General features: G+C 45.2%; 29 protein-coding genes. 15 read left to right on the top strand and 14 right to left on the bottom strand.

Features of this window, described 5'->3' with window-relative positions:
* Positions 1–44: 44 nt before the first annotated feature.
* The 7 genes from VC159_RS00825 (at position 45) to VC159_RS00855 (ending at position 5,121) form a co-directional block, all read left to right on the top strand.
* Positions 45–806: a YoaK family protein gene (locus tag VC159_RS00825; protein WP_323472397.1), complete on the top strand. Its 762-nt coding sequence runs from the start codon at positions 45–47 to the stop codon at positions 804–806.
* A gap of 69 nt (positions 807–875) precedes the next feature.
* Positions 876–1,772, top strand: a complete 897-nt coding sequence (locus tag VC159_RS00830; RefSeq protein ID WP_323472398.1) for a cation diffusion facilitator family transporter — start codon at positions 876–878, stop codon at positions 1,770–1,772.
* 56 nt (positions 1,773–1,828) lie between these two features.
* Positions 1,829–2,785, top strand: a complete 957-nt coding sequence (locus tag VC159_RS00835; RefSeq protein WP_323472399.1) for a sodium-dependent bicarbonate transport family permease — start codon at positions 1,829–1,831, stop codon at positions 2,783–2,785.
* Between the two features lie 65 nt (positions 2,786–2,850).
* Positions 2,851–3,282 carry a DUF3106 domain-containing protein gene (locus VC159_RS00840; RefSeq protein ID WP_323472400.1) on the top strand — a complete coding sequence of 144 codons (432 nt, stop codon included), beginning with the start codon at positions 2,851–2,853 and terminating at the stop codon, positions 3,280–3,282.
* Positions 3,283–3,307: 25 nt separating this feature from the next.
* A complete protein-coding gene (locus tag VC159_RS00845; protein WP_323472401.1) occupies positions 3,308–3,991 on the top strand; it encodes a DUF2461 domain-containing protein in 684 nt (227 codons plus the stop codon).
* A gap of 37 nt (positions 3,992–4,028) precedes the next feature.
* Positions 4,029–4,712 carry a haloacid dehalogenase type II gene (locus tag VC159_RS00850; protein WP_323472402.1) on the top strand — a complete coding sequence of 228 codons (684 nt, stop codon included), beginning with the start codon at positions 4,029–4,031 and terminating at the stop codon, positions 4,710–4,712.
* A 10-nt stretch (positions 4,713–4,722) separates the two neighbouring features.
* Entirely contained in the window at positions 4,723–5,121 is a 399-nt protein-coding gene (locus VC159_RS00855; RefSeq protein ID WP_215358776.1) for an MAPEG family protein, read from the top strand.
* Positions 5,122–5,220: 99 nt separating this feature from the next.
* Here VC159_RS00855 and VC159_RS00860 read toward each other — a convergent pair whose 3' ends face one another.
* Genes VC159_RS00860 through VC159_RS00875 form a run of 4 tightly spaced genes read right to left on the bottom strand, consistent with a single transcriptional unit; the run spans position 5,221 to position 7,585 of the window.
* On the bottom strand, positions 5,221–5,991 hold the full coding sequence (locus tag VC159_RS00860) for a MipA/OmpV family protein (RefSeq protein WP_215358775.1): 771 nt from the start codon (positions 5,989–5,991) through the stop codon (positions 5,221–5,223).
* Positions 5,992–6,018: 27 nt separating this feature from the next.
* Positions 6,019–6,663 (bottom strand): histidine phosphatase family protein, encoded by a 645-nt coding sequence (locus VC159_RS00865; protein WP_215358774.1) that lies wholly within the window; start codon positions 6,661–6,663, stop codon positions 6,019–6,021.
* A gap of 21 nt (positions 6,664–6,684) precedes the next feature.
* Positions 6,685–7,080 carry a GNAT family N-acetyltransferase gene (locus VC159_RS00870; protein ID WP_323472403.1) on the bottom strand — a complete coding sequence of 132 codons (396 nt, stop codon included), beginning with the start codon at positions 7,078–7,080 and terminating at the stop codon, positions 6,685–6,687.
* Between the two features lie 13 nt (positions 7,081–7,093).
* Entirely contained in the window at positions 7,094–7,585 is a 492-nt protein-coding gene (locus VC159_RS00875) for an MOSC domain-containing protein (RefSeq protein ID WP_323472404.1), read from the bottom strand.
* 77 nt (positions 7,586–7,662) lie between these two features.
* Here VC159_RS00875 and VC159_RS00880 point away from each other — a divergent pair, with 77 nt between their 5' ends.
* A complete protein-coding gene (locus tag VC159_RS00880; RefSeq protein WP_323472405.1) occupies positions 7,663–8,535 on the top strand; it encodes a DMT family transporter in 873 nt (290 codons plus the stop codon).
* Between the two features lie 52 nt (positions 8,536–8,587).
* Here VC159_RS00880 and VC159_RS00885 read toward each other — a convergent pair whose 3' ends face one another.
* On the bottom strand, positions 8,588–8,770 hold the full coding sequence (locus VC159_RS00885) for a hypothetical protein (RefSeq protein WP_072582586.1): 183 nt from the start codon (positions 8,768–8,770) through the stop codon (positions 8,588–8,590).
* Between the two features lie 164 nt (positions 8,771–8,934).
* Here VC159_RS00885 and VC159_RS00890 point away from each other — a divergent pair, with 164 nt between their 5' ends.
* A complete protein-coding gene (locus VC159_RS00890) occupies positions 8,935–9,135 on the top strand; it encodes a DUF2798 domain-containing protein (RefSeq protein ID WP_323473542.1) in 201 nt (66 codons plus the stop codon).
* 22 nt (positions 9,136–9,157) lie between these two features.
* Positions 9,158–9,403, top strand: a complete 246-nt coding sequence (locus VC159_RS00895; protein WP_323472406.1) for a hypothetical protein — start codon at positions 9,158–9,160, stop codon at positions 9,401–9,403.
* A 22-nt stretch (positions 9,404–9,425) separates the two neighbouring features.
* Here the strand turns inward: VC159_RS00895 and VC159_RS00900 are convergent, their stop codons facing one another.
* Entirely contained in the window at positions 9,426–11,054 is a 1,629-nt protein-coding gene (locus VC159_RS00900; RefSeq protein WP_323473543.1) for a peptide chain release factor 3, read from the bottom strand.
* A 57-nt stretch (positions 11,055–11,111) separates the two neighbouring features.
* A complete protein-coding gene (locus VC159_RS00905) occupies positions 11,112–11,849 on the bottom strand; it encodes a pseudouridine synthase (protein ID WP_323472407.1) in 738 nt (245 codons plus the stop codon).
* Between the two features lie 100 nt (positions 11,850–11,949).
* On the opposite strand from VC159_RS00905, the gene VC159_RS00910 reads away from it, so the two are divergent.
* Both VC159_RS00910 and VC159_RS00915 read left to right on the top strand, forming a co-directional pair.
* Positions 11,950–13,278: a dicarboxylate/amino acid:cation symporter gene (locus VC159_RS00910; protein WP_323472408.1), complete on the top strand. Its 1,329-nt coding sequence runs from the start codon at positions 11,950–11,952 to the stop codon at positions 13,276–13,278.
* A gap of 20 nt (positions 13,279–13,298) precedes the next feature.
* On the top strand, positions 13,299–13,922 hold the full coding sequence (locus tag VC159_RS00915) for a carboxymuconolactone decarboxylase family protein (protein ID WP_251367733.1): 624 nt from the start codon (positions 13,299–13,301) through the stop codon (positions 13,920–13,922).
* A 3-nt stretch (positions 13,923–13,925) separates the two neighbouring features.
* Here the strand turns inward: VC159_RS00915 and VC159_RS00920 are convergent, their stop codons facing one another.
* Genes VC159_RS00920 through can form a run of 4 tightly spaced genes read right to left on the bottom strand, consistent with a single transcriptional unit; the run spans position 13,926 to position 17,698 of the window.
* Positions 13,926–15,344, bottom strand: coding sequence for a serine/threonine protein kinase (locus VC159_RS00920; protein ID WP_215358767.1), 1,419 nt, complete (start codon positions 15,342–15,344; stop codon positions 13,926–13,928).
* A 3-nt stretch (positions 15,345–15,347) separates the two neighbouring features.
* Entirely contained in the window at positions 15,348–16,100 is a 753-nt protein-coding gene (locus tag VC159_RS00925) for a metallophosphoesterase family protein (protein ID WP_323472409.1), read from the bottom strand.
* Positions 16,101–16,125: 25 nt separating this feature from the next.
* Positions 16,126–17,025: a lipid A biosynthesis acyltransferase gene (locus VC159_RS00930; protein WP_323472410.1), complete on the bottom strand. Its 900-nt coding sequence runs from the start codon at positions 17,023–17,025 to the stop codon at positions 16,126–16,128.
* Between the two features lies 1 nt (position 17,026).
* The gene (gene can / locus VC159_RS00935) at positions 17,027–17,698 is read right to left on the bottom strand and encodes a carbonate dehydratase (RefSeq protein ID WP_323472411.1); all 672 of its coding nucleotides are present in this window, start codon (positions 17,696–17,698) and stop codon (positions 17,027–17,029) included.
* 22 nt (positions 17,699–17,720) lie between these two features.
* Here can and VC159_RS00940 point away from each other — a divergent pair, with 22 nt between their 5' ends.
* The gene (locus tag VC159_RS00940; protein ID WP_323472412.1) at positions 17,721–18,017 is read left to right on the top strand and encodes a DUF167 domain-containing protein; all 297 of its coding nucleotides are present in this window, start codon (positions 17,721–17,723) and stop codon (positions 18,015–18,017) included.
* Between the two features lie 15 nt (positions 18,018–18,032).
* Here VC159_RS00940 and VC159_RS00945 read toward each other — a convergent pair whose 3' ends face one another.
* Positions 18,033–18,929, bottom strand: coding sequence for an aspartyl/asparaginyl beta-hydroxylase domain-containing protein (locus tag VC159_RS00945; RefSeq protein ID WP_323473544.1), 897 nt, complete (start codon positions 18,927–18,929; stop codon positions 18,033–18,035).
* 109 nt (positions 18,930–19,038) lie between these two features.
* On the opposite strand from VC159_RS00945, the gene VC159_RS00950 reads away from it, so the two are divergent.
* Together VC159_RS00950 and VC159_RS00955 are read left to right on the top strand one after the other, a co-directional pair.
* Positions 19,039–19,452, top strand: coding sequence for a hypothetical protein (locus VC159_RS00950; RefSeq protein WP_323472413.1), 414 nt, complete (start codon positions 19,039–19,041; stop codon positions 19,450–19,452).
* 77 nt (positions 19,453–19,529) lie between these two features.
* Positions 19,530–19,850 carry an HU family DNA-binding protein gene (locus VC159_RS00955; RefSeq protein WP_011903860.1) on the top strand — a complete coding sequence of 107 codons (321 nt, stop codon included), beginning with the start codon at positions 19,530–19,532 and terminating at the stop codon, positions 19,848–19,850.
* An 89-nt stretch (positions 19,851–19,939) separates the two neighbouring features.
* On the opposite strand, the gene rodA is transcribed toward VC159_RS00955, so the two are convergent.
* Complete coding sequence (gene rodA, locus VC159_RS00960; protein ID WP_323472414.1) at positions 19,940–21,091, bottom strand: rod shape-determining protein RodA; 1,152 nt, start codon at positions 21,089–21,091, stop codon at positions 19,940–19,942.
* Entirely contained in the window at positions 21,073–22,980 is a 1,908-nt protein-coding gene (mrdA, locus tag VC159_RS00965; protein ID WP_323472415.1) for a penicillin-binding protein 2, read from the bottom strand. Before mrdA ends, rodA begins: the two co-directional genes overlap by 19 nt.
* Positions 22,981–22,986: the final 6 nt, after the last annotated feature.

The following is a 22,986-nucleotide window of genomic DNA, read 5'->3' on the forward strand; positions in this document are numbered from 1 at the left end:
TTCACCAACTGATAAATCAGTGTGGGCCGTAGAATGTAGCTTCAATGCCAATAAAGTTCATTCAGCTTTTAACTAGTGCTCAACGCTCCCATAAGACTAATATTCAGTTAGGCGCCTATATGGCATTTGTGGCAGGTGCGGTGAATGCGGGCGGGTTTCTGGCGATTGCTCGCTACACTTCTCATATGAGCGGCATCATTTCTGCAATTGGCGATGACCTAGCTCTCAATAATTTTATTTCTGTTTTGGGCGGCATCTCACTTTTGCTCTCGTTTCTATTTGGGGCGGCAACTACTGCCATCCTTGTGAACTGGGGGCATAGAAGAAAAATCAATAGTGAGTTTGCTTTGCCCTTATTAGTCGAGGCTATCTTGCTCTTGGTGTTTGGTTTGGTGGGGGCCAACTTGAATGTCTACTTGCCGCTAACTGTCCCAGCGATTGCACTCCTTTTATGTTTTGTGATGGGCCTACAAAACGCCATCGTAACAAAAGCCTCTAGAGCAGAGATAAGAACTACGCATATGACGGGAGTAATTACTGATATCGGTATTGAGCTAGGTAAGTTGATCTATTGGAATAAGTCACCAGAAGCCAATGTAAATGGTTATGTCAAAGCCAATAGGGAGAAACTCAAAACCCACCTATTTATTTTTGGAATGTTTTTGGTGGGCGGAATTATTGGTGCGGTGAGCTTTAAAAGGGTTGGCTATATTTCAGTGGTGCCCTTATCCCTTTCCCTTATTTTGATTGCTGGCTTGCAAATTTATCAAGATATTAGAGTTGTAATGAAGGATCGATCATTCTGAACTTCTGGTTTGGCTCCGTCCTGGGCCGCCAAGAGACACTAACACCTCCTTCTTTGCTAGTATCAAGTAATGGATAAAGAAATAGAAGATCACGAATCACAAACGCCTGCCAAGCAACAGGCTGCGAAGAAGAGCACATTGGTCAGCGTCCTGGTTAATATCGGCCTGACAGTTTCTCAAGTATTTGCGGGTATTGTGTCTGGCTCTCAGGGCTTGATTGCGGATGGTATTCACTCCGCGACAGATTTAGTTGCAGACTTTGTAGTGCTTTTTGCCAATCACCATAGTGCTAAAGATGCGGATGAAGATCACCGCTATGGCCATCAACGATATGAAACTGCCGCTTCTCTATTTTTAGGAATCTCTTTATTGGCTGTTGGTGCGGGTATGCTTTTTAAGGCCGGGGAAAAGATTATCAGTCCAGTGGCGGCCGGACAAATTCAAATCCTAGCTTTGTATGTTGCGTTGGCCTCTTTGGTTGCAAAGGAGCTGCTTTTTAGATACATGCTGGCAGTAGCTCAGCGTGTGCGATCTTCGATGTTGGTAGCCAATGCTTGGCATGCCAGATCTGACGCAGCTTCTTCATTGGTCGTTTCTATTGGTATTGTTGGCGCTTTATTTGGGCACCCAATCTTTGATGCTATTGGTGCTCTAGTAGTTGGCCTAATGGTGGCCAAAATGGGTTGGAAGTTTGGTTGGGATGCCCTGCATGACTTAATGGATAGGGCGGTATCAGAAGAGGAGCATCGTCAGATAGAGGACATTATTAAATCTACTGATGGCGTTAGAGGCTTCCATGATCTGCGCACTCGCAAGATGGGCGACATGATTTTGGTGGATGTCCATATCGATGTGGATGCCAATGCCACTGTCAAGGTTGGGCACGACATTGCCTTAAACGCGGGTAATGAAATAAAGAAGCAATTGCCGGTGCTCAATGTCATGACACATATTGACCCTGTTTAGCCCTCAGACATTGTGGGGCTAATACAAGGACTTCTAAAATTACCTAAGATGTTGGTATGAATAATTTTTTGGATCCAGCAATTCTCTTTTTTGTCTTTGGTGCATTTGCTGGTGCCGTTAAATCTAATCTAGAAATTCCTCAGCCGATTGCTAGGTTTTTATCGCTCTATCTATTGATGGCGTTGGGTTTGAAGGGCGGCTTTGCCCTTCATAAATCAGGATTTACTCTTGAGATTGGTTTGGCGCTTGGGCTCGCAGTATTTTTGGCAATCATCATTCCTCTCATGGGATATATTGTTTTAAGAAGCAAGCTCAATAACTATGATGCAGCTGCCATTGCAGCTACTTATGGTTCTGTTAGCGCAGTAACGTTTATTACTGCGACACAAGCACTTGATCAATATGGCATTGCGTTTGGTGGACACATGGCGGCCGCAATGGCATTGATGGAGTCGCCCGCAATCATTCTGGCAATCTTGTTAGCGAATAAAGCCAGGACATCAGCTACGAATTCAACACAGTCGACAAGCATGTCCAAGATTTTTCATGAATCATTTACTGATGGAGCACAACTACTGCTTTTGGGCTCGATGATGGTTGGCTTAGTCAGTGGCGATAGTGGGCAAAAAATAATGGCCCCATTTTCAATCGATTTATTCAAGGGAATGCTGGCCTTCTTCTTGCTCGACATGGGTTTGATGGCGGCTAAGAATTTTGAGGGATTAAAGGGTAAGCCACCCATTACTTTGCTTTATGCAATCGGCGCTCCTTTGGTTCATGCCTCTATTGCATTGGCACTTTGCAAGTTATTGGGCTTGCCATTGGGCGATACCATCCTATTGATGGTGCTTGCTGCCAGCGCTTCTTATATTGCTGTACCAGCCGTATTAAGACACGCACTTCCGGAAGTAAACCCCGCTTTATATATGGGAATGTCGTTGGGAATTACTTTCCCCTTCAATATCATTTTGGGGATTCCGCTTTACGCTTATATTGCGGGTCTAACTTACTAGATAGGGCCGGTTGACTCTGTCCTGACCGGGATTAGAATGGTTCATAACCAGCAGGAGATGAGGCGATGAGTTCTAAAAAATGGGTGGTTGGAGCGCTATTTAGTGCTTCTGTGATTTCCTTCGCTGGTGCCGCTATCCCTGAGCCACCAAATCCTTTGGCTAATATCAATCTCACCTTTGATCAGCGCTTTGAGCAGATGAAGCAAATAGATGCTGCATTGCTGAAAGCAACACCAGAAGAGCGCAAAGTGTATTGGCATCAGAGGCGCGATCAAATGAAGACCTTAAGCCCTGAAGATCGCAAGCTGGTTCAGGAAAAAATGAAATCGCAATGGCAATCCACCACTCCTGAACAAAAAGAAAAAATGAAAGCCGAGAGAAAAGCTTTCTTTGATGGTTTAACACCAGAAGAGCAGGCAGAAATGAAGGCCCGAAGAGCCAAATGGGAAAATATGAGCCCTGAAGAAAAGCAGAAGTGGTTCAAGCAACCAGGCTAGACTTGGTATTCTCGCCCCTACTTTAATGAGCGAATTTATTGGATTTAGTCCTAAGGCTTTCAAATTTCTTGAAGAGCTTGCCGATAATCAAACTAGAGTTTGGTTTTCTGAGCATCGCTCGGAATATGAAGAGTTTGTGCGCGAACCGATGAAGTGCTTTACCAACGCCCTGTCTGAGAGTCTCGCCAATAAAGATATACCGCTGTGGGGCGACCCCAAAAAATCCCTCTTTAGAATTAATCGAGACGCTCGGTTTTCAAAGGCAAAACATCCTTACAACATGCATGCCAGCGGGCTCTTTACGCGAACAGGCGACAAGCACTCCCCGGGTGTTCTGTATTTTCGTTTAGACCCCCTGGGCAGTAGATGCGCCGCAGGTTATTTACAGCCAGAAGCCCATAATCTAAAAAAACTCAGGCAGGGGATTTTAGATAACCCTAAGGCCTGGCTATCTCTTGAGAAGTCTCTAAAAAGAAAAGGCTATGAGCTGGACTATTCCAACACATTGGCCCGAATTCCGAGGGGCTTTAATGATGTCCCGCCAGAGGTTGAGCTAGCAATCAAACTCAAAGGCTGGATTATTAGAAAGCAGTTGCCCAGATCAACTATTTGCTCTAAAGAGTTAATTAAAGAAGTCACTGGTTTTGCTAAAGATATGCTTCCCCTTCTCAGTTTTGGGTGGCATGCGTTGGCTAAATTTTCTGATTAAATGACAATAGAAATTCATACTAGAAAGTAAGAAACACATGTATAAGCTAATCGCTTTTGATGCCTATGGCACGTTATTTGATGTGTATTCCATGGGGCAGTTGGCAGAAGAATTATTTCCAGGCCATGGGCAGGCCTTTGCTTTAATGTGGCGCGATCGCCAAATTGAATACACCCGCTTGGTGACGATGAGTGATCCCAATCCCAATGGCAGTTCGCACTATCTCCCATTTTGGGAGCTAACCATTCGCTCATTGCGGTATGTCTGTAAGCGTATGAACCTAAATCTCACCCCTGATTATGAGGGGCGGTTGATGGACCAGTATGCCAAGCTCGCTGGCTTTGAGGATAGTCTTAATGTCCTCAAAACAATAAAACAGAAAGGAATATCTACTGCGATTTTGTCTAACGGCAGCAGAGAAATGTTGGCAACCGTAGTTGAGAGTAATAGCTTGAAGCCTTACCTGGATAAAGTTGTCACTATCGAGGATGTGCGCTTATTTAAAACGGCCCCACAGGCCTATGAATTGCTATTAAAGGCATTTCCTGTCAAGAAAGAAGAAATTCTCTTTGTATCGAGCAATGCTTGGGATGCTCTAGCTGCAAAGTGGTATGGCTTTGATGTGTTTTGGGTCAATCGTCTTGGTCACCCCTTTGAGGAGATTGGTGAAAAACCAAACTATGAAGGCAATTCTTTAAGCAAGGTATTAGAAGTTATCTAAGGAGATATGAATGCTATTAGTCACCTCAATTATTGCCGTTGCCTTAACCATTATTTTCATCAAACTCTCTTTTGCTGTCATTGGCTTAAGAAGAAAAAATAAGGTTGGCCTAGGAAGTGGTGGTCACGAAGATCTTGAGAGGGCCATTCGTACCCAAGGCAACTTTGCCGAATACGTTCCCATTGGAATCATCCTAATTGCTTGTCTTGAGTTAAATGGCGCCCCTTGGTGGTTGGTGGCTATTCCAGGTATCGCACTCATTGTTGGACGTTTGATTCACGCAAAAGGCATGAACACTCCGCCGCCAGATTTCAGCAAGCGCGTGCTTGGAATGAAATTTACTTTTTTCACGCTCATTGCATTGGCTGCTTTGAATTTAGGTTGGTCTTTACGCTATCTGGCTAATTAAGGCTGGAGATACCTAGGCTTAGATAGCCCTGGTTTACAAAATCGTCCTTTAATTACTCAAAGAGGATTGAGCCGGCTGTGGGCAATTTATTATTCCTACTTATTTAAAGCGATACGCAAGTGCCATAAAGATATTATCTTGGAATGAGCGATTTATGACTGGGCTGTTATTAATTCCACCACCCATCCATTTGCGTTTGCCATACACGTTGATGTACCAGTTATCCACCACTGGAATCTCCACCATGAGTCCCGCTAAAAGATTGTTTGTTGCAGGGGCGCTATAAGCCGCATAACCAGTAGCTGTCGACTCCCCAGAGCTGATGCCATAGTAGTAATTAGCATATTGACTTGACTGTCGTTCTATACCAATTTGCGGATAGATGATTACTTTTTTATAGGTTTCAATCTCAGCGAAGTATAAAAATTCATAGAGTGCCCCTTTTGATTTACCAAAGTCATGATAGGCATTAACAAAAAATCCTCCGATCGGCGTCTCTTGAAAAGTTCCTAGGCCAAGGGGTATTGGGTCGCTTCGGTTGATAGAGTTGCTATTGATTGACGACTTTACTTTGTAGGTGTCTAAATTAATTTTTCCGATTACTTCAAAATAGCCGTAACCCATCTTGAAAGTCTTAATGCCCACCTCATCAATGCGAGCGAAAAAACGCTGATAGTCAAAAAAGGCATAGGGCAGGACTAAGGATTGAGTCCCTTCGGTACCAATATGTAAATTAGAGGTGTAAACGGCCGCACCGATATCGCCAACGATGCGATCCGGAAGCGCATCCGGAATATCATCCAACGCGTAGGCGGGAATATGGATTGCAGTGGCAATTAAAAGAACCGTTATGCGAAAAATCGATTTCATGTATGCATCATAAGCCCTTACGGGCCACTAGAGGTCTAGATTATCTAGGGCCAAATCCTGAAGGTGGCTCGTATCTGCCCAGCTATTCACCTTCCAGGCAAGTCCATCATGACTTATCCAATTGAGAGAGGCGTTAGGTACGGTAACGGCCTTTTCTGCATCCAGGGCTTGATTGCTCGCAATTCTGTACATCATATCCAAGGCACCCCCATGGCTGACCAGCAAAATAGTTTTACCTGAATGTTCTTCGCAGATTTCCACAAGCGCAGTTTTAATTCGATCTGCAAATTGTTGAATGCTTTCGCCATCACGTAAGTTCTCCTCAATATTTCTGCTGAGATGAGATTTCCAAAGATCTGGCTCACGCATCGGGGCTTCATCAGTGGTGAGGCCCTGTAGCGCGCCAAGATGACGTTCTCTAAGGGCGGCATTCGGTATCGCAGAGGTTTCAAATAATTCTTCAATAGCTTGTGCAGTCTTTGCTGCGCGCTGGAGATCACTGGTATACAAAACATCAAATTGAAGCTTAATGTTTTTGAGGGCGCGCGCCATTTGTCCTGCTTGAGCTAAGCCTCTGGCATTCAGGCCAATATCAGCATGGCCTTGAAGGCGTCGCGCGGCATTCCAGTCAGTTTCACCATGGCGAACTAAGCAAAATCGAGTAATAGTCATATGGCAATGATAAAGACTGAATTACTTTTTGAGAGTCCAGGCGCGCGGATTGTGTTCAAAGCCAATATTTTCGTAATATTCATTCGCCTTGGGCGCCGCTAACAGCACGATCATGCATTCAGGACCAAGACGTGCTTTGGTTTCCTCAATGAGTTGCTTGCCAATTCCAGAGCGTTGATATTTTTCATCAACGGCTAAATCCGCAAGGTAAGCCACATAAGAAAAGTCGGTTAGCGAACGCGAAATGCCCACCAAAGCTTCGCCGTCCCATGCAGTAATGGTGAGGTTGGCATTCTTGAGCATGTCCTCAAATGTTTGAACATTATGAATAGGGCGTCGCTCCCCAAGGGTGGAGCGCTTGTAAAGATCGATGGCTTGCTCCACAGTAATCGTGGCGTTGTCGCGATATTGAATCATGTCATTCCTCTTCTCATGCGAAGAGCTTATCACCCACAGCAAGAGCTCCAGAATTTAAAACTTCGGCCCGAATGCCGCCGCGCCCTTCGAATGCCTCCATGAAACTTGGTTTGCCGAGTAATTGCGCCGGTCTTTCACAGGGGGTGCATAGTTCTGTGCCAAGTAGTTGAATGTCACCTAGCTGAAATCGTTGGCCCACGAGCGCATTGAGTTCAGATGCCGTAATTCCTGCAAGTGCAATATTACGGCGTGTTTCAGAGCCATCAAAAGTCGGTTCATCTCCAGCTGTTAACCAATCATTTGCTGTATCGATAGCAGATAGGGCGATGATACTGACGTGACGCACTTTAGTTGGCTCGATGGCTGAATAGGCGCCCGTACCTAGTGCATAACGGTCACCTTCAAGGCCACTGCCAACTATGACTTTGGCAGTGCTGACGGATCGCATCTGCTTGCCAGCAGACGCTGCTAGATAGATGGCTTGAATATAGGCATTGAATTTCATAAGGAGTGTTTACATATTACAACTCATGCTTTGATGATTGTTAATACAATAAATACAACACAAGACAAAGGGTAACGGTGAATAAAGAAAGTAAGGGAATGCTAATTGGCTTTATTGGCATTCTAATTTTTAGCTTAACGCTACCAGTAAGTAAGATTGCTGTTTTAAGCTTTAACCCGTATTTCATTGCTTTTGGCAGAGCAACCTTAGCGGGGTTGGTTGCACTAGTCTATCTTGCGTACAAAAAAGAGCGCACACCAACTAAAGTAGATTTTGTCAAATTTGTTGTCATAGCTTTGGGCGTCGTATTTGGTTTTCCCATATTTACCACCGTCGCTATGACTCAAGGCTCATCGTCACATGGGGCAGTGATTTTAGGGATGATGCCGCTTGCTACTACCGTTATTGGAGTGCTGCGCTTTAAAGAGCGGCCTTCCCTGGGGTTTTGGCTGGTATCTTTATTGGGTGCGGGGCTGGTCATTCTGTACGCTCTATTGAAAAGCTCCGGTAGCTTTACGTATATTGATGGCCTTTTAGTGCTTGGTGGCACTAGTGCCTGCATTGGCTATGTAGAGGGCGGTGAACTTTCCAGAAAAATGAATCCACGCGCGGTCATTTCTTGGGCCTTGATCATTTCCTTGCCGCTGAATATTGTGATGACTTGGTTCACTTATAGCCCAGAATATATTCATGCGGATGCCGTGGCATGGACTAGCTTTGTCTATCTAAGTTTATTCCCCATGTTTCTTGGCTTCTTTTTTTGGTATGAGGGACTTGCGATTGGTGGCATTGCACGCGTCAGTCAAGTGCAGTTAATTCAGCCGTTTTGCACTTTAGTAGCAGCAAGTATTTTGTTGGGCGATTCACTCACGGCGATGAATTTAATCTTTGCCATATTGGTTGTGTCTACCGTCATCCTTGGGAAAAGAATGTTGGTAAAAAGAGCGTAGTTTTATTTGTAACCATGAAATTAAAAAGCCCCGATTAAACGGGGCTTTTTAATTATGCGGCAACAACTTTGTGTTTGCTGAGTGCGCGCAAGATTTTGCTTTTCTCTTTGGGTTTGGTGCTCGATTCTAGTAACTTAGTAAGTTGAGCGGTATTCAGGGGGCCTAAGCGCGCTTTTCCCGTTTTGGTGAGCATAGAGTCATTTTTTCTGGTTCTTTGATTTTGGCCTACAGCCATGGAGTTTTCCTAGAGTAATGGAATGATGAATCTCAATGACTTTCGCAAGAGATTCCCCTGTCTAGGGCGCACAATAGTGATCACAGTCCAGAATAACAGTTAACAAGTATAGAAGCTATGATGTAGCCATGATCAGCCTACCCAATCTCATTTTTGCCCTGGTTATGGGATTCTTAATGTCCTCAAGCATTACGCTTGCTACTACATTTATTCGTATTGGCCGTGCAGAAAATTTCTTCTGGGTATGGTTTGAAGTTTGGTCAGTAGCTTACCCAGTAGCCATTGTTTGTATTCTGATTTACAGGCCATTTGCTAGCAAAATCACTGCAAAGATTATGAAGGTGCTGGAGCTCAATAAGCCCTAGCTTACAGATGAGGAATGATTAAATGAATGTATTGATGAAGTCTTCTATTTTGACTATATGTTGCGCATCTATTTTGAGCGCTTGTGCTGCGGTATATACCGATGCATCAGATTCTAATCACGTTACTTTTCTAAATAGTAGTGGTGAATCAATTGAGCAATTAACTCAGAAAGCCGGTGCTTATTGCGCACAGTACGGCAAAGTGGCCTCGTTTAGAAGTAGTGATACGCAGTTGTTTGCGGTCTTTGATTGCAAAACCACACGCTAATTTAATGCAACCGCTGGGCGAATTAGCCTGCTAAATCGGATTGATAAATTAATCCGGCATGCTCTCTGAGGGCATGGAATTGAATGGACTCCCAGCGTTGTTGGGCAACATCCAGCTCTGATTTATGTGATGCCAAGAAAACAGATGCGCCCACTACGTCTTCTGCCATACGGTGGATATTTTCTTGAGTAAATTTCTTCAGCGCAACAGGATCGTCTGAGCTAACCCAACGAGCCAAGCTATATCGGGCCGGCAAAAGACGCACTTCTGCACCATATTCAGTTTGGAGGCGATGACTTACCACTTCAAATTGAAGTTGACCAAAGGCGCCAAGTAGCATGGTGCCCCCAGCCATTGGCCTAAAGACCTGAATAGCGCCCTCTTCACCCAATTGCATCAGTCCAGTGCGTAATTGCTTAGAGCGCAAAGGATCGGCAGATTCAACCATACGGAAAATTTCTGGTGCAAAGAATGGGAGCCCCGTAAATTGCAATTGCTCACCTTCGGTTAAGGTGTCACCCAATCGCAGCAAGCCATGATTTGGTAAGCCAATGATGTCGCCTGGAAAAGCCTCATCCAAAATATCCCGTCTTTGCGATAAGAAAGATAGCGCATTGTTGGTTCGTACTTCTTTACCGTTGCGACAAATCTTGAGTTTCATGCCGCGCTGAAAATGGCCAGAACAGATGCGTAAAAAAGCTACACGGTCACGATGTGCTGGATCCATGTTGGCCTGAATCTTGAATACAACTGCTGAGAACTTGTTCTCGGCAGGGCTGACCTCACGTTGCAAGGCTTTACGTGAGCCTGGCGATGGTGCGAGCTCAACCAATGTATTGAGAATCTCGCGTACACCAAAGTTGTTGATAGCTGAACCAAAAAAGACCGGTGACTGGCGGCCAGCCAGAAAGGCTTCGAGATCAAAGGCTGGCATTGCTTCTTTGATCAGCTCCACTTCAGCAAGGGCATTTTCTAAGTCTGTGCCCAGACGCTCTTTAAGGGCTGGATCATTTATAGCAACTACTGCATGTGAGTCTTCGGTCACGCGATCTTCACCTGCTTTGAACATGCGCATACGAGCATTGGCGATATCAATCACTCCAGCAAAGGATTTACCCATGCCAACTGGCCAAGTGAAGGGCACCACTTCTATGCCAAGCGCAGTTTCAATCTCATCCATTAATTCCATTGGGGGCTTAACTTCGCGGTCCATCTTATTAATGAATGTCACGATAGGCGTATTACGCGCACGGCAAACTTCAAGCAAGCGCAATGTTTGAGATTCAACACCATTAGCAGCATCAATCACCATCAGAGCGGAGTCAACCGCAGTCAACACACGATAAGTGTCCTCTGAAAAGTCTTGGTGGCCCGGTGTATCTAATAGGTTAATGATGCAATCGCGGTATTCCATTTGCATCACCGAACTTGCTACAGAGATGCCGCGCTGCTTTTCAATTTCCATCCAGTCAGATGTTGCATGACGGCTAGCTTTGCGAGCCTTAACACTTCCCGCAATCTGAATAGCTCCCGCATACAGCAGTAACTTTTCTGTAAGCGTAGTTTTACCCGCATCTGGGTGAGAGATGATCGCAAAGCTGCGACGTCTAAGTACTTCTGCGCCTGGAGTGCTGGAGGTAAGAGTTTCGATGGTAATTCTGCGTTGAGTATCTAAGTTCGGAGGCAATTATAAGCGTGCCAAGGTGCTTCAGAACTGCTCATGAGCCCCTACGTAGCGCCATTGCCCGGGAGGAAGCGGTCCCAATGAGATGCGACCCATTCTGACGCGTTTGAGGCCTATCACTTTGAGGCCCACCATCTCACACATCCGACGAATTTGGCGCTTACGCCCTTCACGCAACACAAAGCGTAGTTGATCTTCATTCTGCCAGCTAACCTGTGCAGGTTTGAGTTCTACCCCATCAAGAGAGAGGCCATGTTTTAGGCGATCTAAATCTTCGAAAGAGAGGGCCCCCTCTACGCGTACTAAGTATTCTTTTTCAACGGGGCTATTTTCACCAATCAATAATTTGGCAATGCGACCATCTTGAGTCAGAACTAGCATGCCCGTAGAGTCAATATCTAGTCTACCTGCTGGCGCCAGCCCTTTGGTGTTAAAGCGAGGGCTTCTACCTTTATCAAGCGCACTGGCAAAGTAATTTTCAGGGGTAATCAAAGAGGCCGCTGGTTGATATTCCTGCTCATCATCATAGTGAGAAATGTAACCAACGGGTTTATTCAGAATGACAGTAATGCGAGAGGCTTGCTGGGCTTTAGCGCCAGACTGCAGCTCAATTTTTTGATGACGATAGGCGCGCACGCCCAATTCGTTCACCACTTCACCATCTACCGTTACCAGACCTTGCTCAATATACGAGTCTGCCTCACGACGCGAGCAAAGACCAAGCTCAGAGAGTAATTTTGAGACGCGTACTTTTTCTTCCATGCCTGCATTATCCGGTATTGGGGCTAATTATTGGCCTGGAGTTAATATGGGGGCAGATGAAATAAAAAAGCCTGCTCATAATTCAATAAAGGATGACCAAATGACCGTTACATTAAAAAAACCACCAATCTATAAAATCCTTTATTTTCAAGTACTTACAGCGGTTGTAATTGGTGTTTTGCTAGGCCATTTTTACCCAAGCTTGGGTACAGAAATGAAGCCATTTGGGGATGCCTTCATTAAAGGCATCAAGATGTTAATTGCCCCCGTTATTTTCTGCACGGTAGTTCTGGGTATTGCCGGCATGGAGGACATGAAGAAGGTTGGCAAAACTGGCGGACTAGCCCTGTTGTATTTTGAGATCGTGAGCACGATTGCTTTGGTGGTTGGTCTGGTCATTGTGAATGTACTTCAGCCTGGCGCAGGCATGAATATCGACCCTTCAAGCTTAGACACCAAAGGAATTGCTGCATATACCGGGCCCGGAAAAATGGGCACCACTACGGATTTCTTAATGAATATTATTCCGAGCAGTGCAGTTGATGCATTTGCTAAGGGTGAAATTTTGCAGGTCCTTTTCATTGCAATCTTGTTTGGATTTGCCTTACATAAGTTCGGTGGTCGCGGAACGATGGTGTTCGACTTAATTGAAAAAACATCCCATGTTCTCTTTGACATGATTGGTGTGATTATGAAGTTTGCGCCTATTGGCGCATTTGGCGCAATGTCATTCACCATTGGCAAATACGGCATTGGTTCTTTGTTCTCATTGGGCAAACTCATGGGCTCGTTTTATTTAACTTGCTTGCTCTTTGTATTTATTGTTTTAGGAATCATTGCACGAATTAATGGGTTCAATATTTTTAAATTCGTGCGCTACATCAAAGAAGAGTTGTTAATTGTTTTGGGTACTTCATCATCCGAATCCGTCTTGCCACGCATGATGGAGAAAATGGAGCTATTGGGCGCCAAGAAGACTTGTGTTGGTCTTGTTATTCCAACAGGTTATTCATTCAACTTAGATGGCACCTCTATTTATTTAACAATGGCCGCAGTATTTATTGCGCAAGCAACCAATACGCCGATGACACTCATGCAGGAGGTCACGCTCTTGCTAGTGCTGTTGCTCACATCTAAGGGTGCAGCAGGCGTTACTGGTAGCGGCTTTATTGTTTTGGCAGCCACCCTTTCTGCTGTCGGAGATGTTCCGGTTGCGGGCCTAGCCATTATTCTCGGCATCGATCGCTTTATGTCAGAGGCGCGTGCGCTAACAAACCTGGTTGGTAATGGCGTGGCTACGATTGTGGTTGCGAAATGGACTGGCGAGCTTGATCAAAAGCGGCTCACTAGTGTGCTCAATCGCGACAATTGGATTGAGGCACAGGAGCCTGAAATTATTTTGGATCAGCGACAAGAGAAGATGAAGTGATTCTTTAATCTGGAGGCGCTGTGAAAAGAAAGCAAATTTGTTCGTTATTCATAGCAATGCTGGCATTTAGTGAAGTAGCGCTTGCTCAAACACGCCTTCCAGAAATTCCAGTTGAGCAATATACCCCAGACCAGCAAAAGGCTGCCAAGGAATTTGAGGTGACACGTAAAAAGGCCCCATGGGGGCCTTTTGCCATGCTGATGTACAGCCCGAAGCTGATGAATAATGCCCGTGCTATGGGCGACTATCTGCGCTATAACTCTGCATTCGATAGTCTCTTAAGTGAGTTTGCGATTCTGATTACCGCACGTGAGTGGACGCAAGACTATGAGTGGTATGTTCATTATCCGATTGCCATCAAAGCTGGATTAAAGCCAGCAATCGCTCAGGCATTAAAAGAGGGTAGAAGACCCGAAGGCATGAGTGAGGATGAGTCGATGGTCTACGATTTCACTATTGAGCTGCAACGATATAAGCAGGTTTCAGATGCTACATTTGCCAAAATAGAGAAGCGTTTTGGTAAAAAGGGGGCAATCGATTTAGCGGGGATTGCAGGGTATTACACCTTCCTGGCCATGGAGATGAATATGGCCAAGCATCAGATACCAGCGGGCGCTGAGCGCTTGCCCCGTTTGCCCGAATAATCTTTAAGTGCGAACAATGTGAACGCTACAAGGGGCCTCCTCGACGATTTTGGTCATCGAGGTTCTCCAAGGCGTTACCTTATTAGGCAACTTATGTGATGCCCCAATCAAAATAAGGGATGCATCATTGTCTTTGGCAAATTCAACGATTCGAGAGGCAGGATCAAGCGCCTCAAGTACGTGATAAGAAATTCTTTCAGGTGGTAATTTAAGTGGTTTTGCCCAATCCATCAGTTGCACTAGGTGCCCACGCACAATACCGCTAGCGGTTTGGCTTTCATGATTGCCTTCGTAGGTTGGCGTACTGGCAATCGTGCTCAAGCAAATTAAGCGACTTTCAGGATAGGCCTGCAATAAATTTTTTGCTGTGGTTTGCATGCGCTCACGCAAATCTTCATCGGATTGACGGGTATCTATCGCGGCAATCATAAGGGGTGCATCAAGGCTGCCCATACTCGGCCGTGGGCTTGGGGAGGGCTCGTAACCAGCGGCTTTGAACATCCCTTTGAGGTTTTCCCAAAAGCTAGGCGGTTCAACGCGGTCGGCGCGTTCTGTGAGCGTAACGCCTTCGGGATCTCGTAATACTTGACGTAAACGCGCAGCACTTTGATAGCGATCTGCAGCGCGTGGCTCCAGGCATCTCAGCACTACCTCTTGTAACCAGCGCGGAATTTCCCTACGAATAGCTCGTGGTGGAAAGGGCTCAGCCCACATTCTCTTACGCAGACCACCCATCGTTTGAGGGTTGCCAAATGGCAGTTCGCCAGTTAGCAGCTCGTACATGATCACGCCAATGGAAAAAATATCACTGCGCGAATCAGAGCGAATGCCGGCTACTTGTTCGGGAGAAATATAAGGTGCAGAGCCGATACCTTTGCGCATCTCTTCTGCAAGCAAGTCCGGGTATCGAGCGTGGTGCGACAATCCAAAATCAATGAGTGTTAACTTCCCCTTCTCATCAATCAAAATATTTTCAGGCTTGACATCTAGGTGAATGGCATCTTGTGAGTGCAGTGATTGAACAGCTTGCGCTAAATCTGCCCCAATGCGAACTACCTCATCAATCGTAAATACTTTGCCTTCCTTGATGTAATCCTCTAATGGGCGGCCCTCAACTCTTTCCATTGCAATATACGGGCGCGTGGCCATATTGCCTGAACCTAAATATTGAGGAACGTAAGGACTTTTTAGGGAGCGCAAGATAGTGAGTTCGGTTTCAAAGCCGATCAAACTTTCAACCGGTTGATCTCTGCCAACACGCGGGATTTTCAGCAAGATAGGGACATCTATTCCCTCTTTAGTTGCAGAAAAAAGGCTAGCCATTCCGCCGCGGTGAACTTCCTTGCCTAAAACAAATCCATCTACTACTTTGCCTTCTTGAAATATATCGTCTACTGCTTGAATGTCGGTGTTGATGGGCATTGTTTATTTGCCGGTGATGAGGCGGTTTGCCAGGTCTTCTGGCAGGCCAGCGCGACGTACTTTCTCTGCGGCAGTGTAGTGATCGTAGGGCGTACGATGAAATGTCAGCGCTTCTGAAGCGGGCTCAAAAACAGCAAAGCAGGCCTCTGGATTGCCATCTCTAGGTTGACCAAGAGAGCCAACAACACCTACCCATTGGCGATGAGGTAGTACCGGAATTTCATCACCAGGGTGTGGTGCAAATCGAATGAGTTTCCCAACAGCGCTTTGATAAAAAAGCGCTTGCTCATGGGCATGACCAACAAAAGTGTAGTTTTTACCAGAGCTTTGTACACAACGCCATGCACTCATGCTGTCGGTAATGTAATTCCACTCTGCTGGATTGTAGGCAGAGGCATGCACAAAACAAATCTGATCTTCTTGAACCATCAGAGGAAGATTTTTAAGGAAATCTACATGGTCATTGTTGAGTTGAGATTTAGTCCACTCAATGGCGGCATTGGCGCTGGCATTCATTTGATTACGGCTATCTTTAAAAACAGCCTCATCATGGTTGCCAAGAAGGGCAATCGCTTTTTTATTTTCTACGAGCGTGGCAATGCGCTCAAGCAGCGCAACAGGATCAGCGTTATAGCCCACGAGGTCACCCAGAAACACCATGCGAGTAACGCCAAGTTCCTCGGCACGAGCCATGCAGGCATCAAAAGCTTCTAAATTGCTGTGGAGATCGGCAAATAGCCCAATACGTTCAGTCATCCCTTAATGATAGGACAAAAGGCCCCTAGATAGAAGGGTTATAGGGGCTCGGACCATTATCTGGGCGATTTTTAAAGCGCTTATGAACCCAGTAGTATTCGGCCGGCCGAAGTCGAATTTCTTCTTCAAAGTATTGATTAAGGCGTGCGGTGTCAGACTTGGGGTCTGCCCCAGGAAAATTCTCTAAAGGCTTCCCAATTTCGCAAAGGTAACCCGACTCATCTGCTTTTAATGTGGTGGTCATTAAGCAAACGTCGGCACCAGTAATTTTTGCCAAACGCGAGATAGTGGTGATGGTATTTGTTTGAATTCCAAAAAATGGCACAAACTCAGAATCCTTAAGACCGAGATCAATATCAGGTGCGATGATGATGAAATCTCCATTGCGAATTTCTCGGATGATCGCCTTTGCATTACCTTGGCGATCAATTGAGTTCCCACCAAAGCGATTGCGCCATTCCACAATTCTTTTATTAAAAAAAGGATTCTTCATTCTCTGAAAAAAGCCCGAGGTGCGCGGCCAACGTTTTTCCTTGGAGAGGGCGCTCAAAATAATGCTGCCCTCAATTCCTGTGAAATGCATGTTTACTAAGATGCGTGGTTTTCTACTAGAGAGGTCAACTGCTGATTTCACCTCAATCATATTGCTGAGTTGTTTAGAGCTGCCGCACCAGATAATACTTTTCTCTACCAGACTGCGCCCAAGCAATCGCCAATGCTCTTTGGCAAGACTATCGACTTCAGATGGACTTAAGTTTGGAAAGCACAAATGGAGATTTGTTTTTACTACTCGATTTCTATCGCTTGGAACGCGCGCCGCAATATATCCAAGCCCGTAACCCAACTCAACCAGCAGCCTATAAGGCAGAAGGGCAAGAAGCTTGAGTAGAACAACAACTGTTTGGTTGGAAAAAGACTTCAGCAAATTAGTTTTGCTCTGATTCGTAACGCTTTACGGATTTGGCATAGCGCTCAGCCATTTCTTCAATGGAGCTGCTCGACATTCCTAAATCATTCACTAGGCCAGTTTCAAGGCGATATGCCCAGCCATGAACAGTGAGGTCTTGTCCGCGCGCCCAAGCATCTTGCACGATGGTGGTTTCGCAAACGTTAACAACCTGCTCAATGACGTTGAGTTCGCAAAGTCGATCTTGTCGTTTAGGGGTTGGAATAGCATCGCCCAAATAACGCTCATGTTTTTGATGTACATCCTTAACGTGACGCAACCAGTTGTCAGCTAAGCCAACTCTTTTATCAGTTAGTGCCGCATGGACACCAGAGCAGCCATAGTGACCTACTACTAATATGTGTTTTACCTTAAGCAAATCAATCGCAAATTGAATAACAGACAAGCAATTCAAATCAGTATGAACCACTACGTTTGCAACATTTCGGTGAACGAATAATTCACCAGGCAGCAAGTTCACGATGTCATTCGCTGGTACTCGGCTATCAGAGCAACCAATCCACAGATATTCAGGGGCTTGTTGAGAAACGAGGCGTTTAAAGAAATTGGCATCCTCTGCCACCATGCTTTCCGCCCAGGTGCGATTATTGGCAAATAGCTGTTCTAGAGCTTGAGAATTCTTCATCGTCATGCTTTCAGTTTAAAGTACTTTAATGACGCCTATTTGGTTAAAACAAACCCCCGCCGGAATTACCTTAAATTTACATTGTCAGCCAGGAGCCAAGGTGACTAAGGTCGTTGGCCTGCATGACGGCTGTTTAAAAATTTCTTTACAGGCACCTGCCCTTGAAAATAAAGCGAACGAGCTCTTATTGGCTTGGCTTTCTAAGCAATTAAGGGTGCCTCAAAAACAAATTCAGTTTGTTTCTGGTCAAAATAGCCGCAAGAAACGAGTGGAAATTTGGGGGCCTATCAGTCCCGAGCAAATTGTGCAGTTGTTGAGCCCTTGATTTAAAGGTCGGCCCTTACCAAAATATTGCCCACAATATTCCCAAAATGAGCACCCATTTGCCCACGTAATAAACGGAGCGATGTTTTGCTTTGAGTTTTTTAGCTTGTGCACGGAGATGGTAGAAATAGGTGAACAAAATATTTACGAAACCTATTTTTTCACCTTCAACATTTTGGGATGATGCGGCGCTCATGACATAGCGTCCAAACCAGCGATTGAATAGAGCAACTGCCTTTGTATGAACTGGGCGCTCGACATCGCAAAATAAGATGATTCTTTGTTGATCTGTTTCATTAGCAGCGAAATGAATGTAAGTTTCATCAAACATGACCGCTTCGCCATCTTTCCAGAAATAACGCTCCCCATCTACATCAATAAAGCATTTGGGGTCGTTGGGAGTCGTTAGGCCAATGTGATACCGCAAGGAGCCCGCATAGGGGTCACGGTGGCGCACCAGCGTTGCTCCAGGGGGCAGAGATGCGAACATGGCAGCCTTGACTGAGGGGATTGATTTAAGCAGTGCAACTGTTTTGGGGCAACCCGCTTGAGCTGAGGGTACCTCTTTTCCATACCAGCAGAGGTGAAAACGCTTCCAACCAGTCCGAAAGAAGGAGTTAAAGCCGATATCGTTGTATCCCGTTGCGGCCGCAATGGAGCCACCTTCTTGCAGAGAAAGCGCCTCTTGCCGAATCATTTCCCAGTTATCTTGGACGGGCTGCATTTCAGGAAATTGGCTTACTGGAATAAAAGCGCCAGGTTTTACTTTTGAAAATAAATACAAAAGTGCATTTACGGGGGCTAGAAGCACTTGGTAGTCGGTAAGAGATCTAACAACCCCAAAACGAACCTTTCCTCTGAAATAGACATAAACAGCCGATGCTATAAAAATAAAAAAGATGATGTGGCGAATTTCCATGAGCTTTGTCTAAGTGAGGTAATTGTTAGTATTTTAATTTGTATGCCAGCCCTAAATTGACTATTTCTTATGCTCGGATACTCATATACTTCAAGCAGAGGGTTTGAAAACCGGCTTAGGGTTTATGTGGAGTTTTGCTAAGGATGATCTTATGAATAGCTTTATAAAGTGGCTCTTAAGCCTTGTTTTAATTGGGTTAGTGGGTATTTCGGTCTATACGTGGGGAATGCTAACTTGGAGCTATGGCAGCGGTGAACGCGCAGGGTATGTCCAGAAATTCTCTAATCGCGGTTATATATGTAAAACCTGGGAAGGTGAATTGGCCATGGTTTCTATGCCAGGCACAATGTCAGAAAAATTCCTCTTTACGGTGCGAGAAGATGCTGTGGCGCAAAAAATAAATGCTAATTTAGGTAAAAAGGTTGCCCTAAAGTATGAGCAACACATTGGTTTGCCAACAACCTGTTTTGGCGATACCGAGTATTTTGTTTCTGATATCACCGTTTTGGATGAGTAATTTGTAGTCGTAGTAAAAAATTGCTGTAACGCAACTTTATTTTTGTAATTTTTTGTGGTTAAAATCATGTAAGCGTAATGTGCGCTGACATCAATATCTATAAGGAGCTTCACTTGAACAAAGCCGAACTAATCGCAGCGATTGCTGACGACGCGGAGATTTCTAAAGCCAAAGCTGAATTCGCATTGAATTCTGCAATCGACACAATTATCAAAGCTGTTACTAAAGGTGACTCAGTACAACTGATCGGCTTTGGTACTTTTGCTTCTGGCAAACGTGCTGCACGTATGGGTCGTAACCCAAAAACTGGCGAGCCACTCAAAATTGCTGCTGCAAAGACTGTTAAGTTTTCTGCTGGTAAAGCATTTAAAGATTCAGTTAACAAGCGTAAGAAGTAATTCTTCCTTTGTTGATAAAAAAGCCCGGCATGCCGGGCTTTTTTATTCCTGCAAAAATTTCAATCAATCAAATGCATCACTGCACTGAGTTAGCTTTGCACTAAACGACGGTGACGATGGATGCTCATTAACATTCCTGCGCCAAATCCGAGCGTCACTAATGCAGTGCCTCCATAGCTAATAAATGGAAGTGGCACACCAACTACCGGCAAGAGGCCGCTCACCATGCCAATGTTGACAAATGCATAGGTAAAGAAAATTAAAGTCACTGACGCACCTAACAGACGCGTAAATAAGTTTGGCCCACTCGCCGAGATCGCTAAACCTCTTTTAATGAGCGCAAAGAACAAGGCAATCAATATCAGGTTGCCCAACAAACCAAATTCCTCAGAGAACACTGCAAAGACAAAGTCAGTATGTTTTTCTGGAATAAATTCTAGATGTGCTTGCGTTCCTTGGAACCAACCTTTGCCAAAGAATCCACCAGAGCCAATAGCAATCATAGATTGAATGGTATGAAAGCCTTTACCAAGCGGGTCGCTAGTTGGATCTAGCAAAGTACATATGCGATGCTTTTGATAGTCGTGCACAAATGGCCACACTACATCGTGCGCACAAATAGTGCCGCCAAAAATAATAATTAACAAAATGCCAATAACACCCAAACCAATAAATGGCAGTATCCATTTCCACGGTAGGCCCGCCAAGATGATGACGTATAGCCCTGCTGCAAAAACGAGTAACGCCGTTCCCAAGTCTGGTTGGCGTGCAATTAAAAAAACCGGTATAGCTAAGATCACTGCAGCAACACCATAGTCCCAGGATTTTTGAATGCCTTCCCGCTTTTGAAAGTACCAGGCAAGCATGAGTGGCATTGCAATCTTCATGATCTCGGATGGCTGAATGACAACTCCAATATTGAGCCAGCGACGAGCACCTTTTTTAATGAGTCCGAATGCGGCTACTGCGATTAAGAGGGCAACACCAAATCCATAAATCCAAACTGCACCCATCTCTAACCACTTAGGTGGAATACGTGAAACGATCCACATCACTAAAAACGAGAGTGCGAGGTTGCGCAATTCATCTGCAATTTGTACGGGTGTATTTTGACTTGCAGATAAAAAAGTAAAAAAGCCAACGGCAGCTAAGCCAAGCAGAATAAAGCCTAGCTGGCGATCTAGTCCCGCAAAGATGCTTGAGAAAAATCCTTTAACTTTGATTAAGGGGCTCTTTTCCATTCAGGAACCTCCTTGGGCCACTTGCCCTCAATGTAGTAGTCCAATGCTTGACGTGCAATCGGAGCGGCATACTGCGCGCCGAAGCCTGCGTTCTCTACAACCATCGCAATCACAATGGTTGGTTTATCCGCTGGAGCAAATGCGATATACAAGGCATGGTCGCGCAAAAATTCTGCTGTGGATCCATGTTTGTAATCTTTGGAGTTCAAACTAAATACCTGCGCAGTTCCGGTTTTTCCGCCCACTTGATATCCAGTGCCCTTAAATGCTGCGGCAGATGTGCCAGAGTTATTAACCTCGACCATAGCCTTCTTGATCACTTCAATATTCTCAGCATTGAGATCGATGCGATAACTTTCTTTTGGGGTTGTCAGCACTCTGTTGCGAGTAAATGGATCTTCAATAGCTTTGACTAAGTGAGGCTTCATCACAATACCGTTATTAGCTACGTTTGCCATGGCATGAGCTAATTGCAAAATTGTGAAAGCGTTGTAACCCTGCCCAATGCCTAAGGAAATAGTTTCACCCTCGTACCACTTTTGCTGCTCAGGTTTTTTGAAAGTATTTTTCTTCCACTCGGTGGATGGCAAAACACCTCTTGCTTCGCCTTGTAAATCGATGCCAGTAATTTGACCAAAGCCTAATGGCCTCATAAAATCGGCAATCATGTTGACGCCCATGTCTCGGGCAAGCATGTAGTAATACGTGTCACAAGATTCAACAATCGACTTTTGCATGTCGACAATTCCGTGACCACCTTTTTTATCATCCCGGAAGGTATGGTTACCAAAGTCAAAGTAACCAGGATCCGAAATTGTTTGTGATGGTGTGCGCTTTTTATTTTCTAAGGCCGCCAATGCCATGAAAGGTTTGTAAGTGGATCCAGGTGGATAGATCCCTTTTAGTGGGCGGTTATAGAGTGGCTTCTGTGGTGAGTCATTGAGCTCTTTCCAGGTCACTGAATCAATGCCCTCAACAAAATCATTCGGATTGAAGTTGGGCTTAGAGACAAAAGCCAATACATCACCTGTCGCTGGTTCAATGGCCACAAATGCACCGCGGAAATTTCCATATAGTTGCTCAACTAAATATTGGAGCTTGATATCAACGGAGAGAACTACATTTTTGCCGGGAACTGAAGGGGAGCTTGAAAGTGTACGCACCGGTTTGCCGCCCGCAGTAATTTCTACTTGATCGTAACCAGGCACGCCACGCAATACAGTTTCATAACTTTGCTCTAAACCAATCTTGCCAACGTACTGAATGCCCGGCAAAAATGAAGCCTGCAATGCATCAGGATCATCTGCTTTAGCACCCTCAATTTCAGTCTGCATCCGCTCTTTGTCGCGCTGCGAAACGCGACCAATATAGCCAATCAGGTGCGAGGCTAATTCGTTGTACGGATACTCCCGAAAGCTTCTAGCCCGGATTTCTACCCCAGGAAAGCGATAGCGATTGGCCATAAAACGGGCAGTTTCGGTCTCATTGAGCATGGAGCGCAGGGGAAAAGTGCCCATATTTCGAGAATCCTCTAGCGAACGCTTGAAATTCCGACGATCCCGAGGTGAAATGGCAACGATTTCAGAAAGATCGTTGATGAGCTGATCTACATTCCCTTTGACTTCTTCAGCATTCACATCTAGCGTGAGGGCAGAATAATTTCGGCCAATGACAATGCCATTACGATCAATGATGAGTCCGCGATTTGCCGGGGCCGGAACCAAGGCAATGCGATTACTTTCAGCTAGCAGTGCGTATTTTCCGTGGCTTACTAGCTGCAGCCACACAAGACGCGTGATGAGTAGTAAAAAGCAAAACGTGACAAATAGAGTCGCAATATGAATGCGCTCTTGAAAAGAGTCGAGATTCGGTTTTTTAAAAGAAACCATTCCGCT

It is taken from the genome of Polynucleobacter sp. JS-JIR-II-c23 (assembly GCF_035011225.1).
Lineage (GTDB): Bacteria > Pseudomonadota > Gammaproteobacteria > Burkholderiales > Burkholderiaceae > Polynucleobacter.

Bases quoted from the DNA above. Each gene is read 5' to 3' on its own strand.
- rodA (WP_323472414.1), bottom strand. From the start codon at position 21,091: ATGGAAAAGAGCCCCTTAATCAAAGTTAAAGGATTTTTCTCAAGCATC.
- VC159_RS00840 (WP_323472400.1), top strand. From the start codon at position 2,851: ATGAGTTCTAAAAAATGGGTGGTTGGAGCGCTATTTAGTGCTTCTGTG.
- can (WP_323472411.1), bottom strand. From the start codon at position 17,698: ATGACGATGAAGAATTCTCAAGCTCTAGAACAGCTATTTGCCAATAAT.
- VC159_RS00920 (WP_215358767.1), bottom strand. From the start codon at position 15,344: ATGCCCATCAACACCGACATTCAAGCAGTAGACGATATATTTCAAGAA.
- VC159_RS00825 (WP_323472397.1), top strand. From the start codon at position 45: ATGCCAATAAAGTTCATTCAGCTTTTAACTAGTGCTCAACGCTCCCAT.
- VC159_RS00925 (WP_323472409.1), bottom strand. From the start codon at position 16,100: ATGACTGAACGTATTGGGCTATTTGCCGATCTCCACAGCAATTTAGAA.
- VC159_RS00860 (WP_215358775.1), bottom strand. From the start codon at position 5,991: ATGAAATCGATTTTTCGCATAACGGTTCTTTTAATTGCCACTGCAATC.
- VC159_RS00885 (WP_072582586.1), bottom strand. From the start codon at position 8,770: ATGGCTGTAGGCCAAAATCAAAGAACCAGAAAAAATGACTCTATGCTC.
- VC159_RS00910 (WP_323472408.1), top strand. From the start codon at position 11,950: ATGACCGTTACATTAAAAAAACCACCAATCTATAAAATCCTTTATTTT.
- VC159_RS00890 (WP_323473542.1), top strand. From the start codon at position 8,935: ATGGGATTCTTAATGTCCTCAAGCATTACGCTTGCTACTACATTTATT.
- VC159_RS00870 (WP_323472403.1), bottom strand. From the start codon at position 7,080: ATGATTCAATATCGCGACAACGCCACGATTACTGTGGAGCAAGCCATC.
- VC159_RS00940 (WP_323472412.1), top strand. From the start codon at position 17,721: ATGACGCCTATTTGGTTAAAACAAACCCCCGCCGGAATTACCTTAAAT.
- VC159_RS00850 (WP_323472402.1), top strand. From the start codon at position 4,029: ATGTATAAGCTAATCGCTTTTGATGCCTATGGCACGTTATTTGATGTG.
- VC159_RS00875 (WP_323472404.1), bottom strand. From the start codon at position 7,585: ATGAAATTCAATGCCTATATTCAAGCCATCTATCTAGCAGCGTCTGCT.
- VC159_RS00845 (WP_323472401.1), top strand. From the start codon at position 3,308: ATGAGCGAATTTATTGGATTTAGTCCTAAGGCTTTCAAATTTCTTGAA.
- VC159_RS00895 (WP_323472406.1), top strand. From the start codon at position 9,158: ATGAATGTATTGATGAAGTCTTCTATTTTGACTATATGTTGCGCATCT.
- VC159_RS00955 (WP_011903860.1), top strand. From the start codon at position 19,530: ATGTGCGCTGACATCAATATCTATAAGGAGCTTCACTTGAACAAAGCC.
- VC159_RS00905 (WP_323472407.1), bottom strand. From the start codon at position 11,849: ATGGAAGAAAAAGTACGCGTCTCAAAATTACTCTCTGAGCTTGGTCTT.
- VC159_RS00830 (WP_323472398.1), top strand. From the start codon at position 876: ATGGATAAAGAAATAGAAGATCACGAATCACAAACGCCTGCCAAGCAA.
- VC159_RS00835 (WP_323472399.1), top strand. From the start codon at position 1,829: ATGAATAATTTTTTGGATCCAGCAATTCTCTTTTTTGTCTTTGGTGCA.
- mrdA (WP_323472415.1), bottom strand. From the start codon at position 22,980: ATGGTTTCTTTTAAAAAACCGAATCTCGACTCTTTTCAAGAGCGCATT.
- VC159_RS00855 (WP_215358776.1), top strand. From the start codon at position 4,723: ATGCTATTAGTCACCTCAATTATTGCCGTTGCCTTAACCATTATTTTC.
- VC159_RS00865 (WP_215358774.1), bottom strand. From the start codon at position 6,663: ATGACTATTACTCGATTTTGCTTAGTTCGCCATGGTGAAACTGACTGG.